15 protein-coding genes are annotated in these 16,324 nt (G+C 59.6%); 2 read left to right on the top strand and 13 right to left on the bottom strand.

Annotated elements, in window-relative coordinates; genetic code table 11:
- Window positions 1-93: 93 nt before the first annotated feature.
- The 8 genes from C934_RS0104720 to C934_RS0104685 all read right to left on the bottom strand — a co-directional run bounded on the left by C934_RS0104720 (window position 94) and on the right by C934_RS0104685 (window position 8,729).
- Window positions 94-1,533: an NADH-quinone oxidoreductase subunit N gene (locus tag C934_RS0104720; protein WP_018855551.1), complete on the bottom strand. Its 1,440-nt coding sequence runs from the start codon at window positions 1,531-1,533 to the stop codon at window positions 94-96.
- Window positions 1,530-3,005 carry an NADH-quinone oxidoreductase subunit M gene (locus C934_RS0104715; RefSeq protein WP_018855550.1) on the bottom strand — a complete coding sequence of 492 codons (1,476 nt, stop codon included), beginning with the start codon at window positions 3,003-3,005 and terminating at the stop codon, window positions 1,530-1,532. Before C934_RS0104715 ends, C934_RS0104720 begins: the two co-directional genes overlap by 4 nt.
- A gap of 9 nt (window positions 3,006-3,014) precedes the next feature.
- Window positions 3,015-4,772, bottom strand: coding sequence for a Na(+)/H(+) antiporter subunit D (locus C934_RS0104710; protein ID WP_018855549.1), 1,758 nt, complete (start codon window positions 4,770-4,772; stop codon window positions 3,015-3,017).
- Entirely contained in the window at window positions 4,765-5,019 is a 255-nt protein-coding gene (locus C934_RS0104705; RefSeq protein WP_018855548.1) for a hypothetical protein, read from the bottom strand. The genes C934_RS0104710 and C934_RS0104705 overlap by 8 nt, the downstream gene beginning before the upstream one ends.
- Complete coding sequence (locus tag C934_RS0104700; protein ID WP_018855547.1) at window positions 5,016-6,479, bottom strand: monovalent cation/H+ antiporter subunit D family protein; 1,464 nt, start codon at window positions 6,477-6,479, stop codon at window positions 5,016-5,018. Before C934_RS0104700 ends, C934_RS0104705 begins: the two co-directional genes overlap by 4 nt.
- A gap of 4 nt (window positions 6,480-6,483) precedes the next feature.
- Complete coding sequence (gene nuoK / locus C934_RS0104695; RefSeq protein WP_018855546.1) at window positions 6,484-6,786, bottom strand: NADH-quinone oxidoreductase subunit NuoK; 303 nt, start codon at window positions 6,784-6,786, stop codon at window positions 6,484-6,486.
- Window positions 6,786-7,286: an NADH-quinone oxidoreductase subunit J family protein gene (locus tag C934_RS0104690; protein WP_018855545.1), complete on the bottom strand. Its 501-nt coding sequence runs from the start codon at window positions 7,284-7,286 to the stop codon at window positions 6,786-6,788. The genes nuoK and C934_RS0104690 overlap by 1 nt, the downstream gene beginning before the upstream one ends.
- A 384-nt stretch (window positions 7,287-7,670) precedes the next feature.
- Window positions 7,671-8,729 carry an AI-2E family transporter gene (locus C934_RS0104685; RefSeq protein WP_018855544.1) on the bottom strand — a complete coding sequence of 353 codons (1,059 nt, stop codon included), beginning with the start codon at window positions 8,727-8,729 and terminating at the stop codon, window positions 7,671-7,673.
- A 230-nt stretch (window positions 8,730-8,959) separates the two neighbouring features.
- Between C934_RS0104685 and C934_RS0104680 the strand changes: the two genes are divergently transcribed.
- Window positions 8,960-10,111, top strand: coding sequence for an alpha/beta hydrolase (locus C934_RS0104680; protein WP_026371557.1), 1,152 nt, complete (start codon window positions 8,960-8,962; stop codon window positions 10,109-10,111).
- Between the two features lie 442 nt (window positions 10,112-10,553).
- A complete protein-coding gene (locus tag C934_RS0104675) occupies window positions 10,554-10,865 on the top strand; it encodes a hypothetical protein (protein WP_018855542.1) in 312 nt (103 codons plus the stop codon).
- Window positions 10,866-10,901: 36 nt separating this feature from the next.
- Here C934_RS0104675 and C934_RS0104670 read toward each other — a convergent pair whose 3' ends face one another.
- The 5 genes from C934_RS0104670 to C934_RS0104650 form a co-directional block, all read right to left on the bottom strand.
- Entirely contained in the window at window positions 10,902-11,240 is a 339-nt protein-coding gene (locus C934_RS0104670; protein ID WP_018855541.1) for a DUF2147 domain-containing protein, read from the bottom strand.
- Window positions 11,241-11,410: 170 nt separating this feature from the next.
- Entirely contained in the window at window positions 11,411-13,414 is a 2,004-nt protein-coding gene (locus C934_RS0104665) for an aldo/keto reductase (protein ID WP_018855540.1), read from the bottom strand.
- Window positions 13,415-13,458: 44 nt separating this feature from the next.
- On the bottom strand, window positions 13,459-14,544 hold the full coding sequence (locus C934_RS0104660; protein ID WP_018855539.1) for an ABC transporter ATP-binding protein: 1,086 nt from the start codon (window positions 14,542-14,544) through the stop codon (window positions 13,459-13,461).
- Window positions 14,545-14,558: 14 nt separating this feature from the next.
- The gene (locus C934_RS0104655; RefSeq protein WP_018855538.1) at window positions 14,559-15,395 is read right to left on the bottom strand and encodes a carbohydrate ABC transporter permease; all 837 of its coding nucleotides are present in this window, start codon (window positions 15,393-15,395) and stop codon (window positions 14,559-14,561) included.
- Entirely contained in the window at window positions 15,392-16,252 is an 861-nt protein-coding gene (locus C934_RS0104650) for a carbohydrate ABC transporter permease (RefSeq protein WP_018855537.1), read from the bottom strand. Before C934_RS0104650 ends, C934_RS0104655 begins: the two co-directional genes overlap by 4 nt.
- Between the last annotated feature and the right edge of the window lie 72 nt (window positions 16,253-16,324).

Below are 16,324 nucleotides of genomic sequence, written 5' to 3'. Positions count from 1 at the left end.
ACCGGAGGTGCGGTCGCAAAGGGAGCGACTTTGGCAATCCTTTCTAGAATTGTCAGTGTATTCCGTCGGGTGGATCATTGCAAATTCAATAGATCAGCCGCCAAATACCGAGTGCTGGGCAAGCCTCAGAAACCATGCCGGAAACAGGCCAATTCCTATGGTGCCGGCGGCGGTAAAAGCAAGCGTGGCGCGCAACAAGGGAGACAGTGCGGGGGAAAACACCCTTTTGGGTTCGCGCATGTAGATCAGCATGGCGATGCGGATATAGAAATAGGCCGCCACAACACTGAGCAGCACTGCGGTCACCGCCAGTATGACGAACCCTTGCTCGACCAGCGCGACAAGCACGTAGAACTTGGCGAAGAACCCGGCCGTCGGTGGAATGCCTGCCAGTGAAAACAGGTAGAGTAGCATCAAAAGTGCCAGCCCGGGATGCGACTTGGAAAGACCTGCATAGTCATCGATAGTCTCGCCCGAGAAATTGCCGTTGCGCATCATGATGATGGTGCCGAAAATGCCGAGATTCATGAACGAGTAGATCAGCAGGTAGAGCATCACGCTGGCGATCCCATCTGTGCCGCCGGCAACCACGCCGAATAGGGCGAAGCCGGCATGGGCAATGCTGGAATAGGCGAGCAGGCGCTTGAAATTATCCTGCACCAGCGCTGAGAAACTGCCGAGCGCCATCGTCGCGACAGCGATGACAGCGACGATGATCCAGGCATTTGAGGCTGCGACCAGCGGGTTGAGAAACACACGCAGGATCACTGCAAAACCCGCCGCTTTCGGTCCGACAGACATGAAGGCGGTGATGGTTGTCGGCGCCCCTTCATAGGCGTCCGGCAACCACATGTGGAACGGAACCGCGCCGACCTTGAAGACAAGCCCCGCGACAATGAAGACGACAGCAAGCAACAATCCGGGATCGGGCCGGACACCGGTCACAGCCGCAGCGACCCCATCCAGTTGCGTCGTGCCGGTCAGCCCGTAGACCAGCGAGACGCCATAAAGGAAAATCCCGGTCGAGGCCGAGCCAAGGATCACATATTTCAGCGCTGCTTCGTTCGACCGCCGTTCTTTGCGCAGGAAGCCGGTCAGAACATAGGTGCAAAGCGCCATCAGTTCGAGCCCAACATAGATCGACAGGAGATCGATCGCCGAGGCCATGATCATCATTCCTGAAAGCGCAAGGAGCAACAGGACATGATATTCGCTGTTCGCTATGCCTTCGATCTCCGCATATTTTCTGGAAAGGAGGAGTGTCAGAACGGTGGCCAGATAAAAGACCATCTTGAAAAAGACCGAAAAACGGTCGGCGATGAACATGCCCGTGTAAGCGGGGCGCACCTCGCCGGCGAGCATGATCGTCAGGACAGCGGCCGTCAGGATCACCGCGACCGATGCCGAAAGAAGGAAATGCTCCTGCCTTTTCCGGACAAGCTGTCCGAGGATGAGGAGGATGCAGGCCCCGGTGACGACCACGATTTCGGGCAGGCTTGCTACAATCGACTGCAAGAGCGCGGCAGCAGTCATTGGACACTCCCCTCACCGTGCACATGTAGCATGAGCTGCTTCACCGAGGCGTCGATGATGCCGAGAAAGGGCTTTGGATAAAAGCCGACCCAGAGCACGAAGAGCGCCAGCGGCAGGATCGCCGCCATCTCGCGGGTGTTGACATCGCGTATCTTGAACTTCGCACTGATCTTTGCCGGACCGAGCGCAACTTTCCCATACATGCCGAGCAGGTAGGCCGCGCCCAGCAAGGCGCCAAAGACGGCTGCCGCACCGACAACTAGGTTGGCCGCAAAGCCAGCTGACAGCACGAGCAGTTCGCCCACGAAGGAATTCGTTCCCGGGAGCGCCATCGACGACAGCGTGAACAGCAGGAAAAACGCGGTATAGACAGGCGCTGCCTTCATCAACCCGCCATAATCCGCGATGCTGCGCGTATGCGTCCGCTCGTAGATCAGGCCGACGAACAGGAACAGCGCGCCCGTCGTTACGCCGTGATTGAACATCTGGAGGATGGCGCCCTCGAGCCCGCGCAGGTTCAGCGTAAATATCCCCATCGTCACGAAGCCCATGTGACTGATGCTTGAATAGGCGACCAGTTTCTTGAGATCATCCTGCGCCAGCGCAAGCAGTCCGCCGTAGACGATCGCAAGGGCCGAAAGCGCCAGCATCAGCGTGGAATAATGGGCCGACGCTTCCGGTAGCATCGGCAGAGAGAACCTGAGGAAACCGTAGGCGCCCATCTTCAGGAGCACGCCGGCAAGGATGATGCTGCCTGCCGTCGGGGCCTGGACATGGGCGTCCGGCAGCCACGTGTGGAGCGGAACCATGGGTACCTTGACTGCAAAGGCGACCAGGAAGGCGAAGAACAGCCACGACTGGATCCGGAACGGCAATTCCTGCGCTGTCAGCGCGAGGATGTCGAAGGTCTCGCCGCCATTGAAATAGAGCACGATGACGCCGATCAGGAAGAGGACGCTGCCGGCCAAGGTGTAGAGGAAGAACTTGAATGCCGCATAGACCCGGCCCTCGCCACCCCAGACGCCGATGATGAGGTACATCGGGATCAGCATCGCTTCCCAAAAGACATAGAACAGGAACAGGTCGAGCGCGCAGAACACTCCGAGCATCAGCGCCTGCATGGCTAGCAGGCTGACCATGAACGCTTTCACCCTCCGGTCAATCGCGACCCATGAGGCGAGCACGCAGATCGCGCCAAGGAGCGCGCTCAGGAATACGAAAAGCGCGCTGATCCCGTCCACGCCCAGCGCATAGCTGATCCCAAGCGCGGGCACCCAGAGGTGTCTTTCGCTGAACTGCATCGCGTGCGTCGTGGTGTCAAAACGCGCAAGCATGATGATGCAGAGGACGAGATCGAGGATGGCGACGCCCAGTGCTGTCCATCTGATCGCACCTTCGCTGCGCAGAAGCATCAACACCCCTGCCCCGATGGCGGGCGTGAATACGATGAGGCTGAGCAGCGGCAACCCCATGAACGCCCCCTATCGCCACGCCACGGCGAGAATGACGGTGGCTGCGATCACACCGACAATCATCGCCAGTGCGTAATGGGTCACGACGCCCGTCTGGAGCCGCCGCAGCGCCCCGCCACCGCGCAGGATCGAGTGGGCGACGGCGTTCACGACGCCATCCACGGCGACGACATCGATCCGCAGTCCTGCCCGCGCCGCGTGGTAGAGGAGGGGCAGCGCCACTGTCTCCGATACGTTGCTCACCGCCTGCTCGTAGCGCGCGAGCGGCTTTTCGGCGAACCACATGAATGCCCGCGCGCCCTTGCGATAGAACCAGTCGGTGTCGAGGCTGATCGTATTCTCGGGGTCGAGCGCCCTGAGGAACAGTATAAAACCCAGGGCGGTAAACATCAGTATGCCGAGGGTCTCGGTGACGTGGGAGCCCGTATAGGGTTCGAAGTCGACCGGGTATGGCAGGAGCGCGTAGAGCGGCTGCGGAAAAACCCCGATCGCGATGCAGAGCACCGCCGCCATGGCCATTGCCACCAGCATGTTTGCTGGCGGCTCCCGCGCCTGAAGCCTTCGGTCCGTCCCGAAAAACATGTAATAGGGAAGCTTGAGCCCGGTGTGCAGGAAAGTGCCGGAGGACGCCATGGTCAGGGCCAGCACCACGAGCGCCCGATGATCCTCGCCCGCAGCGGCAATCACCATCGACTTGGTTACGAAGCCCGAGAAGAATGGAAATGCCGAGATCGCGAAAGCACCGATCATGTAGAGTGCAACGGTTACCGGCATGCTCTTGTAGAGCCCGCCGAGTTCGGTCAGCTTGCGCCTGCCCGTAACATGGATCACCGCCCCGGCGCCCATGAACAGTAGGGACTTGTAGAGGATGTGCGCGAAGGCATGACTAGTGGCCCCGTTAACCGCCATTTCGGTTCCGATCCCGATGCCGGCCACCATGTAGCCCACTTGACTGACGATGTGATAGGCCAGGAGGCGCCGGCAGTCGTTTTCCAGGACCGCATAGACGACGCCGTAAAGCGCCATCGCGGTGCCAAGCCAGACAAGAAGCTCGGTTCCCGGAAAGGCACGGGCGAGCACATAGACCGCGGTCTTCGTGGTGAAGGCGCTCATGAACACCGCTCCCGTCACGGTCGCCTCGGGATAGGCATCTGTCAGCCAGGCGTTGAGCGGTGGTACGGCAGCGTTGAGCAGGAACCCTGCAAGGATCAGGTAAGTCCCGGTGCCCATTTCCCCGATCGGTCCGAAGAGGAGCGATCCTGTTGAATGTCCATGGAGAATGATACCGCCAAGCAGGACGACGCCCCCCGTGACATGGACCATGAGGTACCGGAAACCGGCACCGATGGCTCGCTGACCGCCCTGTGCGAAGACCAGATAGGCGGAAGCAAACGCCATGATTTCCCAGAACAGGTAGAGGGTCAGGTAGTCGCCGGCGAACACCACGCCAAGCGAGCTGCCGACGTAGACGAACGCCGCGACGTGCTGGCCGGGGTGAGACAGGTGCAGGGCGTAGACCGTTCCGATCAGAGCCATGATCGCAAAAACCGTCGCGAAGACGATGCTGAGCTTGTCGACCCTGGCAATCAGGATGTCCTGCCCCAGGAACTGCGTCGCCCCATAGCTGCCCGGCTGCATTGTGACCACTGCAAGCAGGCCCAGCAGCGGGACCAGCACCAGATAGATCCTGCGGATCGGATCCTTAAGGAAAGGGATCGGCACGGCACCAAGAACGAACAGCAGGGCGGGATGGGCGAAGTCAATCATAATAGTCCTCGCGCCGCATGAGCCCACCCTGATGGCCGAGGAACTTGGAAACGAAGATCAGCAGTACACAGGATACGAATCCGTAGACGGCCGACCAGCCCGGCAGGCGGTCCCAGAGGTATTCTGCGTGTTCGCGCGGGACCAGAAAGTCCGCGATGACGATCAGAACAAGCGCAAGGTAGAACAGCCGGCGTCGCTGGCTGGCATATCTCTCCTCGCCAAGGAAATCGACCACGCGCTTGATCATCTGACAACTCCTTCCGCCAGAGCGAGGAAATAGTTGGGAAAGACACCCATCGAGACAGACAGGATCGCGGTTGCGACCAACGGGATCGTCATCATCGGAATTTCCCGGACCGTTTCCGGGCTTCCCTCCGCCTCCGTCCTGAAGAAGGCGAGATAGGTCACTGGCAGGAAATAGGCGGCGTTCAGAACCGAACTCACCAAAAGCACGATCAGGAAGGCAACATCCCCCGCCTCCATAGAGCCCAGCGTCAGATACCATTTGCTGACGAAACCGGCGGTCGGGGGCGCCCCGATCATGCTCAGCGACCCGACGAAGAACGCCCCCATCGTCCAGGGCAGCCGGCGGCCGATCCCGGCCATGTCGCTGATGTTGCGCTTCCCCGACGCGCAATAGATCGACCCGGCGCAGAAAAACAGGGTGATCTTGGAGAAGGCATGCGCCGCAATGTGGACGATGCCGCCGACCATGGCGACCGGCGACAGCAGAACCGCGCCGAGCACGATATAGGAGAGTTGGCTGACCGTCGAATAGGCGAGCCTCGCCTTCAGGTCGTCCCGCGTGAGCGCGTAGACAGACGCCATCAGGATCGTGAACGAGACCAGATAGGCCGTGGCGATGCCGAGATGCAGACTGCCCATCAGCCCGGTGCCGAAGACATGAAAAACCACCCGCAATACGCAAAAGACGCCCATCTTGACGACGGCCACGGCATGCAGGAGCGCGCTGACAGGTGTCGGCGCCACCATCGCGGCTGGCAGCCAGGCGTGCATCGGCATCACCGCAGCCTTGGCGAAGCCGAAGAGATAGCAGAAGTAGACCACCGTCAGCAGCGCTGCAGTAGCATTAACCCCCGCCAGCAGACCACCCGCCACAAAGTCGAGCGATCCCGCAATCGAGTAGGTCAGGGCCAGAGCGGCCAGAAGTGCGCTCTTCGAGGCGCCCATCAGATAGACGAGGTATTTGCGGCTGCCAGTCCATGCCGCTTCGTCCTCGTGGTGATAGACGAGCGGGTAGGTAACGAGGCTGAGCACCTCGTAGAATATCACCAGTGTGAACAGATTGGCCGCGAAGGCGCCGCCGGCGGCGGCCGCAAGGCTGCTGGCGAAGCAGGCGAAGAACCGGGTCTGCGCGTGCTCCTTCAAATGTCGCATGTAGCCGATGGAATAGATCGCCGCCGCGATCCATAGCAGCGATGAGACGGTGGCAAACACCATGCCGAGCGCGTCGACCCGGAAGGCAAAGTCAATCCCCGGCAGGACCTCGAACAGGCGCAAGTCGATTGTCTGGCCGGAAAGCACTGTTGGCGCCATCGAGGCGACAATCGCAAACATGGCGACCGCGGCGATCGGCGAGACGGCGTCGCGGAGTTTCTCACGGTTGTTCAAAAGGAGAATCGAAAGGGCCGCCAGACCTGGTATGGCGATGGCAAGCAGGGGCCGGATCGATGTCACCGGGTCCAAACCGCTATCCTTTCATCATCGTCACATCGTCGACCTTGAGAGTGGATTTGTTCCTCACAAAGGCGACCAGGATGCCAAGGGCGACTGCAACTTCCGCCGCGGTGATCGCGATGACGAAGATCGCGAAAACCTGGCCGCGGAAATCACCATGCTGGCGCCCAAATGCGATGAAGTTGATGTTGACCGAGTTGAGCAGCAGCTCCAGCGACATCAGCACGACCAGGATATTGCGTCTCAGCAAGACGCCGGCCGCCCCAATCACGAAGACGACCACTCCGAGCAGGATGAACCAGGAGAGCGGAACCATTATCGCTCGTCCTTTCTCGCCAGCACGATGGCGCCGACCAGGGCGGCCAGCAGGATGACGGAGGCTGTTTCAAACGGCAGGAGATAGTCGGCGAAAAGTGCCGTGCTAAGTTGCCTGACCGAGTCGTCGCTTGATATTGCGGGGGGCAACGCAACCGAAAAGCGGCTGCTCCAGAGCACCAGCGCAAGCATCTCGATCCCAAGCAGGACCAGCAGCACAAGAGCGGGCAGGTTGGGGCCCGGCAAGAACCGCTGCAACACGGCTTCGCGTACATCGATCATCATGATCACGAACAGGAAGAGGACCATGATCGCGCCGACATAGACGAATATCTGGATGACGGCGGGCAACGGTGCTTCAAGCAGGATGAAGATTGCCGAGATCTGCAGGAAGCAGACCATCAACGCCAATGCGCTGTGAACGGGATTGCGCGCCACGACCACAATGAGTGCCGCAATCACGCACACCGTCGCGAACAGAAGAAAAAACCCCTGACCCATCGACGCGACCCTCCCACGCAAACTGTCACCCAGCGCGTGATGGCCGGATTTGAGATAGTTGCGCACCTCAGGTGCATTTATAAATTGTGCCCTAGTCTCGGATCTTTCACAAGATTATTGTCATGGTGGCAGAAAAGGCGGGCCAACCCGCGTAGGGCGAACAATGCTCAAGGCAACCCATTGGCCGGGGAGCCACCGGTTCCGTCACCGGCGCTCTGCGTCGCTGCGACGCGCCAGAAAACTCCGTCTTGCCGCTGGCTCAAACTGAAAGCACATCATCGCAGCTGGTCAAGCGCGGGGTGAGGGTCACGCAACCCATATCTGAGGCTTGACGAACGCGATATTGGTTGGACTTCAGCGAGCCTCTGGAAGGCACTCGATGTGCTACAGATCCTGCTTCATCACGCCGTGATCCGGGTGTGCGTTTGTACCGCCCGACAGCAGCGTCGCGATCCACTTTCCAGATGGCGTGCCTGCGCAATAGACGATGAAGGCGATCAGAATAGGCACGCCGATGAAGGCACCGGAGATGCCCCACATGAAGCTCCAGAAGAAGACAGCGAAAATGACGGCGAAGGGGGATATTGCCAGCGACGCGCCGGTAAGGCGCGGCTCCAGATAGCTCCCGATGATGAACTGGATCACGTTCAGACTTGCGAAGATCAAGACCACGGATTGCCATTTCTCGAATTGGGCAATGGCAAACAGGGTTGGGAGCGCGGTTGCGACAAACGCTCCGAGGAAGGGGATGTAGTTGAGCGCGAATGCGATCGCGCCCCAAGCGGTGGCAAGTTCAAGCCCTGCACCCAGCGCAAACAGCCAGACCACCAGTCCGGTCAGGATACTGGCAAACGTCCGCACGGTCATGAAGCGACGCAGCTTGGCACCAATCACGCGATTGGCAGTCAGGATACGCATTCCGTGAGGTTGCGCTGCGGGAGAGACAAGGCGTTTGTTGAAGTCTTCGACCTCGAGGAGGCCGAGCATGACGAAAATGAAGACCAGCAGCGCGAAGCCGGCGAAGCTGTTCAAGCGGCCGGCCATTCCCTGCACGAAACCAACCAGCCAGGCAACATCGAAACGGTCGGCCAGGGGACCAGCGACCGCAAGGCCCCGCTCCTCCAGCCAATTTGTCCAGTCGACATAGACTGCCTGGAAACGGTCAGCATTGACGAACAGCCATTGCGCGAGCTTGCCAAACCCCCACGCTACCGCAGACCCGATCGCGACGATAACGGTCATTGTGACGATAAGCGTTATCAGGAGGGCGACGAGCTTGGGAAGCCAGCGCTGCAGGGCGGCCTGGCATGGCCAGACCAGGGCTATGACAAAGAGCGAAAAGATCAGGGGCGCAAAGATCGATTGGGCGACATAAAGCAAAGCAAGCACCAAGATACCGGTTGCTATCGAACCGATCATGCGACCACCGCCCGCTTCCTGCATGCTCGCCCCTTGAATAGTGATAGAGTTTCCGGATGCCGCCCGATGATAGCGGAGCTCGACGGCAAATTGAATACTTCGCGCAGGACTGGAATTTATCTACCGCAACTGCTGCGGATAGCTTAGAACAATGGCGTGCTTCGGATCATGCATGTTGCCACAGGGAGCCACCGGACCGCTTGTCTTTGTTGTTGACCGTTTTGATTAGCTTGGCAGAAGATTAGGTCGCACCCGTGTCCTCAATCCGTTTGTCGGTCATTGTCGTCATCCTGTTGGCTCTCGTCGGTTGTGGCGGACCGCGTGCGGTCCTTGGCCTCCCCGTCGCATCATCATCAGGCGCAGAACCGCGAGCCATCGTTCCGATCTATGTCGCGACCAACCGCGCCCGATCCAATAATCTCTCCCTGCCATACTCGGCTGAGCGGTCGAAAACGTTGAATTTTGCAGAAATCGACGTTGGGATCCCGCAAAACCATGTTGCCGGCCGCGTCGAGAAAAGTGGCAGGACCCCCGATCCGAGAAGGCACTTTTCGGCAAGGACCTATCAGCCAATTGCCGGGCGAGAGGACTTCATCCGACGGCTTAATGCGGCGCTGGCGCAGAAGGCGCCCGAAAACCGTGAGATCTTCATCTTCGTCCACGGTTACAACAACAACTTCGCCGACAGCGTCTTTCGAAACGCCCAGATCAGCTACGACTTCGATGTCAAGTCGGTCTCTTTGCATTACGCCTGGCCGTCAGGCGCGTCGGTTCCGCTCTACGTCTTCGATCGTGACAGCGCCCTTGTTGGCCGGCGTGGCCTTGCCGAAACAATCGAGATCGCAGCCGAAACCAATGCGAAGAGAATAATCCTGGTTGGTCATTCCATGGGCGCCTATGTCGTCACCGAGGCCCTGCGCGATCTTGCCCTCAGGGGGCGCACCAATGCATTGAAGCGGCTGGGTGGCGTGGTTCTTGCTGCGCCCGATATCGATGTCGACGTGTTCCTCAGCCAGCTTGACGACATTGGTGACATACCGAGACCGTTTACAATCATCGTCTCGCGCCGTGATCGCGCGCTCGGGTTTTCCCGGCGATTGGCAGGCGGCCGTCCGCGCGTCGGCAGTGGCTCCGAGCTCGCCGTCCTTCAGGCGAGAGAGATCGCGGTCATCGATGCCTCTGCTGTTGATGGCGGCACACACAGCGTCTTTGCGAGTTCACCGACGCTGATGGACATGGTCAACAACGATACTTTGATGCGTGGTCTTATCAGAGATGACGAGCCCCCCGCCGGGCAGACAATGCTTGCCGACGGCGCATCGGTGATCGAAGGCGCTGCATCGCTGATCATTTTTCTGCCAAGCCGCATTCTGGGCGGGATCACACAGGCAGCCGCCAGCCAATAGCCATCGTGCCCGATAGCCAGCGGGATACGCTTGGCCAACGTTTCGCCTGCTTCAGTAACTGCAGGGCCGATCGTTGCCAAATCCGCCACTGCACGCTGGCCGCAGTGCAAAGTCGGCATTGTGAGCGCCATAGCCGACTGACCCCGTCGTTCTGGGAGCCTCCGAGCTCGTCGAACACGCCGTTGCGACACCCGCTACGGCAAGCACTATTCCCAGGCACATCATTTTTCGAAGCGTTTTCATTGCATCCACCCCTGCGTAGCCTGCCACCAGTTGTGACAGAAACTAGTTCGCGGCGGGATCGGGGAAACGGCACGTCAGATCAACACTTCGGCATCGAACGCTGCCAAGGGCGTCTTTCTGCAGCCGTAAGGCCGCCCGGCACCAGTTTGGCACGGCGTATGCATGACCTTTGCCGGGGTTCCTTTGTCAGGAGGGAAAAATGACGGCTTTGGTTACCGATATCGTCAGCGCCACTGGTCAGCTTGAAGCAGCGATTCTCGATGCGACCACTGCAGATCCGGACATTCTGGTCTGCTCCAAGTCCATGAGAGAGAAAGCAAAATTTCTCCCGCAGGTTCTGGTGGAGCACTACCCGGAACTCTTCTGGATCGAGAGCGAGCTGCGCGGCGTATTCGAAGCCTGCTCTGATGCTATTGATCGCAAATCAGTCAATCCGTTGGTTGCAAAAGCGGCAATCTCGATCGCGGAGGAATACCGGCAGGTTATCGATGAGGTGAGGCGAAACAACTGACGGCTCACGAGAGCCGGCACCAGTTCGGATTGCCTATCACAATCGCGTCCAGACAAGCGAGACGCAGATCACCTTCATCGTGCAGCCGCGCATGCGCACGGTGTCGCCGCTCAGGGTCAGTACGCCAGTGAATGTCTTCTTGCTCTCGGGCTCGATGATGCTGCCGGTGAAATTGCCGTTACTGCCTTTGAATGATCCTATGCGCCTTCCCGCATTATTGCCAGTTTTCATGGTAATGCAGTAGCCTTGGGCGCATTCGTCGATTGTCGCGGTGGTGCCGACTTGTGTCTTCCAGTTACCCACAACAGGCTCTTGAGCCAGAGCGGTGAAGGTCACGAGCGCCATTGGCGCGGTGATCAGTGCCAGCCTTAGCATGGTTTGCTCCCCTTCTTTGGCAATCAGGGTGAGGCCGTGGGAGGCCTAAAGCGTTCCACTATACGCCCCGATGGCGCCCCGCTCCAGCGCTGCGTGCTCCCCATGCTGTCTCGGCAGGTCATGCGCCCGGGACTGGTGTTAGGCAGACCCGGGCGATTGTTGCTGTCGGCTCAGCCTTCCAGCCACCTCACCTGTTCTGGTGTGAGCTTGATGTCGAGCGCCGAGAGGCTGTCTTCCAGTTCGGCGATAGTGCGCGGCCCGATCAGGGGAATGACCGGGAAAGGCTGGGCGATCACATAGGCGAGCGCGATATGGATCGGGCTGCGGCCGAGCTTGGTTGCCAGCTCGATGGCCCTGTCCCGGCGGTCGAAGTTGCGATCCGAATACCAGCAACGGACGATTTCTTCATCGTCGTGCTTGCCGCGGCCCGCACGGTCGGTAAAGAAGCCGCGGCCCTGGCTCGACCAGGCGAAGTTCGGGATCTGCTTTGCGTTCAGCCATTTCTTCCAGTCGTCGTCTGAGGCCGCCACGCATCCAGCCCAGATCGGATCAAGCATTTCGGCAAGCGAGAAGTTGTTGGATAGGGCAGCCGGCGCCGTCTTGCCGTTCTTGGCGGCGTAGGCTGCGGCTTCATCCATGCGCTCTCGCGTCCAGTTTGAACCGCCGAAGATGCCACGGATCCGACCGCGCCTGACTTCCGCGTCCATGGCGTCGACAAACTCGCCGACCGGAATATCGGTGTTGTCGCGATGCATGAAGTAGATGTCGACGTAATCGGTCTTCAGGCGGTTCAACGACTGGTCGAGCTGCTTGCCGATCACATCGGGGTAGCAAAGTGGGGAGTGAACGCCCTTCCCGATCAGCACGATCTCGTCGCGCGGAACATTCCGGCTCGTATGCCAGTCACCAAATATGCTCTCCGTCTTGCCACCTCCATAGACGAAGGCCGTGTCGAAGACGTTGCCGCCTGCCTCGTAGAAGGCGTCGAGGGTCAGCGACGCGGCAGCGAAATTCGGGAAGAACTCGAAGCCGAGAGTGACGACCGAAGCAGGCTTGGAAATGCCGGGAATCTGCCGCTGTGGTATACTGCTGCCGCGCCGAACGATACCGCCTGCAAGGTTCGTGGTCCGCCTGTCTGACTTCTCGACGCCATATTCCAGGCCGATCGAGGCGCGCCATTGGTCGAGAACGCGCAGGTTTCCGATGGAATCGCTCCAGCCCATGCCGGGTGCGCGGAATTCCTTTTCGCCGGCGCCGATTGCATCGCCGGCTGCGTCTACTTCAAATGAATAGAGCCAGCGGTCTTCCTTGACCTCGACGGTCTGCTGCTCGCTGCCCTTGAAGATCTCGATCCGACCGACGCCGCCCTTGTGACCGGAGGCAAACCAGAAGTCCTTGACCTCGATGCGACCCTCCGAACCGATGATGCGCAGCGTGTTGTCCTGTTGCGCCATGATGGAGCAGGACACTTCGGCGATAACGCCGTTCGGAAATTTCAGGACCGCGGAGGCCCATTCATCGACACCCGACTGACCGAGATGACCGACACCGGAGACCTTGTCCGGTTCGAGGAACGGTTTGCCCTCGGCAGCACCCGCAATCAACCGCGCCATGGAGACCGGATAGCCGCCGACGTCGAGGATGCCGCCACCGGCGGTATCATTGGAAAAGAGACGGTGTTCGGGTTTGAACGAGCCCATGTTGAAACCAAAGCTCGAACGGATGATCCGTACAGTGCCAATGACGCCGCTCTTGACCAGTTCGACGATCTTGGCGGTCTGCGGGTGAACCCGATACATGAAGGCTTCCCCGGCGAAGACGCCAGCCTTTTTGGCTTCATGATAGATCGCTTCGGCATCGAACGCGGACAGCGCAATTGGCTTCTCGACGAGAACGTGCTTGCCTGACCGGATCGCCTTGATCGCCCATTCAGCATGGCCGGTATGAGGGGTCGCGATATAGATCGCGTCGATCTCTGCATCCGTCAGCAGCGCTTCATAGCCTTTGACGATCCGGGCGCCTGGGAAGTTTTCGACAAGCCCCGGCTTTTCCGGATTGCGGGTGGCGATGGCAACGAGCTTTCCGGTGCGCGAATGGGCGATACCGTCCGCGAAGGTGCGGGCGATGGCACCCGGGCCGATGATGCCCCAACGGATCGGTTGGTCTGTGCTCATGGGAATTCCTCTTTCATTGAATAGGTCTTGGGATGAGGTGGCAGTCACCGGAGGCGGTTGCCGGCGCTGTCGAACAGGAAGCTGCGGTTGGTGCTCAGACCGACAGTCAGCGTGTTGCGATTGCCGGCCGCCCGCGATTCGGGACGCTCGATGATCAGCTGTTCGCCTGCCGCCGTGGTCGCATAGATGTAGCTGGTGTTGCCGAGGTGTTCAGCGACATCGATCGTAACGGCAAGATCCGCATCGCCCTGCCCTGCATCGACGAAGTGCTCCGGGCGCAACCCAAGCGTCACCGACTGACCGGCCTCGAGCGGGCCTGTTACTGGCATGGTCAGACGAACATTCTTGTCACCGGTGATCGCAACGGTGACGCCTGCAGCATTCCGTTCCAGGATTTCGGCCTTGAGGAAGTTCATTTTCGGCGAACCGACGAAGCCGGCAACGAACTGGTTGGCGGGATCATCATAAAGGTCCAGCGGCGCGCCCACCTGCTCGATGTTGCCGGCCCGCAGGACGACGATCTTGTCGGCGAGCGTCATCGCTTCGGTCTGGTCGTGGGTAACATAGATCATCGTCGTACCGAGCTGCTTGTGCAGTCGTGATATCTCGACACGCATCTGCACCCGCAGTTCGGCATCCAGGTTCGACAGCGGTTCATCGAACAGGAAGACCTGCGGTTCGCGCACGATGGCACGGCCGATGGCGACGCGCTGGCGCTGGCCGCCGGACAGTTGCTTCGGCCGTCGCTGCATCAACTCGTTGATCTGCAGGATGTTGGCCGCGTGCTTGACGCGCTTTTCCGTATCCTGCTTCGGGTTGCCGTTCATGCGCAGGCCGAAGCTCAGATTTTCCTCGACAGTCATGTGCGGGTAGAGCGCGTAGGATTGGAAGACCATGGCGATGCCGCGCTCGGCAGGTTCGACGTCATTGACGACCTTGCCGCCGATATTGATCTCGCCGCCCGTGATATCCTCAAGGCCCGCGATCATGCGAAGCAATGTCGACTTGCCGCAGCCGGAAGGGCCAACGAAGACGACAAATTCGCCGTCCTTCACTTCAAGATTGGCGCCATGGATGATTTCCAGCGCGCCGAAGCGCTTGACGACATTTTTCAACGAAAGTTCCGACATCAGCCGTTCCCCGATTATTTGACTGCGCCGGCCGCGATGCCGGCGATGAAGTGGCGTTGCAGGAACACAAAGACGACCAGGATCGGGGCTGTCAGCATGATCGCACCGGCCATGATGCCTCCCCAGGACACCTTGGTCAGGCCGATCAGCGTTCCAAGGGCCACAGGCGCCGTCATCATTCCGGGCTTGGAGTTGATGAGGAGCGGCCAGAGGTAGTTGTTCCAGGAGTGCAGGAAGAGGATGATGGCCAGCGCGGCCATCGTCGGCCTTGCAAGTGGCAGGGCGATGCGGAGGAAGATTTGCCACTCCTTGACGCCCTCGACACGTGCGGCATCGAAGAGCTCGCCGGGCATCATCGAAAAGGCCTGACGCATGAAAAGAACGCCGAGGGAATTGAAGAGCGGCGGGACGATCAGTGCAATCCACGTGTTGGCCAGCCTGAATTCGCGGGCCACCATGATGAACTGCGGAATGACGACGACGGCAAAGGGCAGTGTGATGGTCCCAAGAATGATGCCAATCACGATTGACCGCCCGACGAAGCGGTAGCGCGCCAGCGCCCAGCCGGCCATCGAAGTGAGAAGCACCGACAGGAACGTATAGATCGCCGCGACGCCGATGGAGATGAACATCGCGCGGAGGAAGTCGGTGTCCGCCTGCAGGTTTTTAAAGTTCTCGACGAAGTTGGTCGACGGCCAGAGAACAATCTCGGGGCTGAAGATGCCGAAATCCGACATCGTGGAGAAGACGAACATCATCCATAGCGGAAACAGCCAGATGATGGCGAGCGGCGTCAGGGCGGCATGAAGAGCGATCTGTCGCAGCAGCAGGGATTGAGACTTCGATCTCATTTGGGTTCCCTTCCGATCCAGAGGTTGAGCAGCGAAATCGCCACCGCCAGAGCTGCCATCGTGTAGGCGACAGCGGAGGCGTATCCGAAATTGAGAGAGCGGAAACCTTCGCGATAAAGCAGAAGGCCAAGCGTTTCGGTTCCACCGCCCGGGCCGCCGCGATTGGTGATCAAGAATGGCTCGGTAAAGAGCTGCATCGTGCCGATGACCGACAGGATGACGCAAAACAGGATGATCGGTTTCAGGAGCGGCAGGGTGATGTGGAAGAACTGCTGCGTCTTGCTGACGCGATCGAGCGTTGCTGCCTCGTAGACGTCGTCTGGAATGGATTGCAGGCCGGCAAGTATGATGATCGCGTTGTAGCCAGCCCAGCGCCACGTCACCGCGATGATGATCAAGGCCATGGCGGCGTTGGCATTGTCGAACCAGGAGACCGCCGGGAGGCCAACCAAGGTGATGATCTTGTTGATGATCCCGAAATCGAAGCTGAACATCAGGCGGAAGACTGCGGAATAGGCCACTTCGCCGACGACGACGGGTGCGAAAAACGCAAAGCGAAACAGGGGCCGCGCCTTTAGAAGCGGGGAGTTCAGCAGGACCGCCATGACGGTCGCAATCGCGATCATGACCGGTACCTGGATGACCAGGATGATCAGCGTGTTGTAGAGCGCGTTGTAAAAGGCAGGGTCACCAATGAGACGACCCCAGTTAACGCCGGGACTGAATTTCCAGGGATTGACACGGGTATTCTGAAACGAGGTCAGAAACGAACTGATGATCGGCCATATCCAGAAGGCGGCAAATACCAAGAGATAGGGCGCAAGAAAAGCGTAGGCGTTCCGGTTCCGGATCGGCATTCTATTCTCCTCACAGACGAGACGAGCCATCCCTGAGGATGGAGGCCGGGCGCCAAGCGACGCCCGGCACCG

The sequence above is a fragment of the Rhizobium sp. 42MFCr.1 genome (genome assembly GCF_000377185.1).
Taxonomy (GTDB): domain Bacteria; phylum Pseudomonadota; class Alphaproteobacteria; order Rhizobiales; family Rhizobiaceae; genus Rhizobium; species Rhizobium altiplani.
Note: the sequence above shows the minus strand (reverse complement) of the source record. Positions and strands in the feature narration are given on the sequence as shown.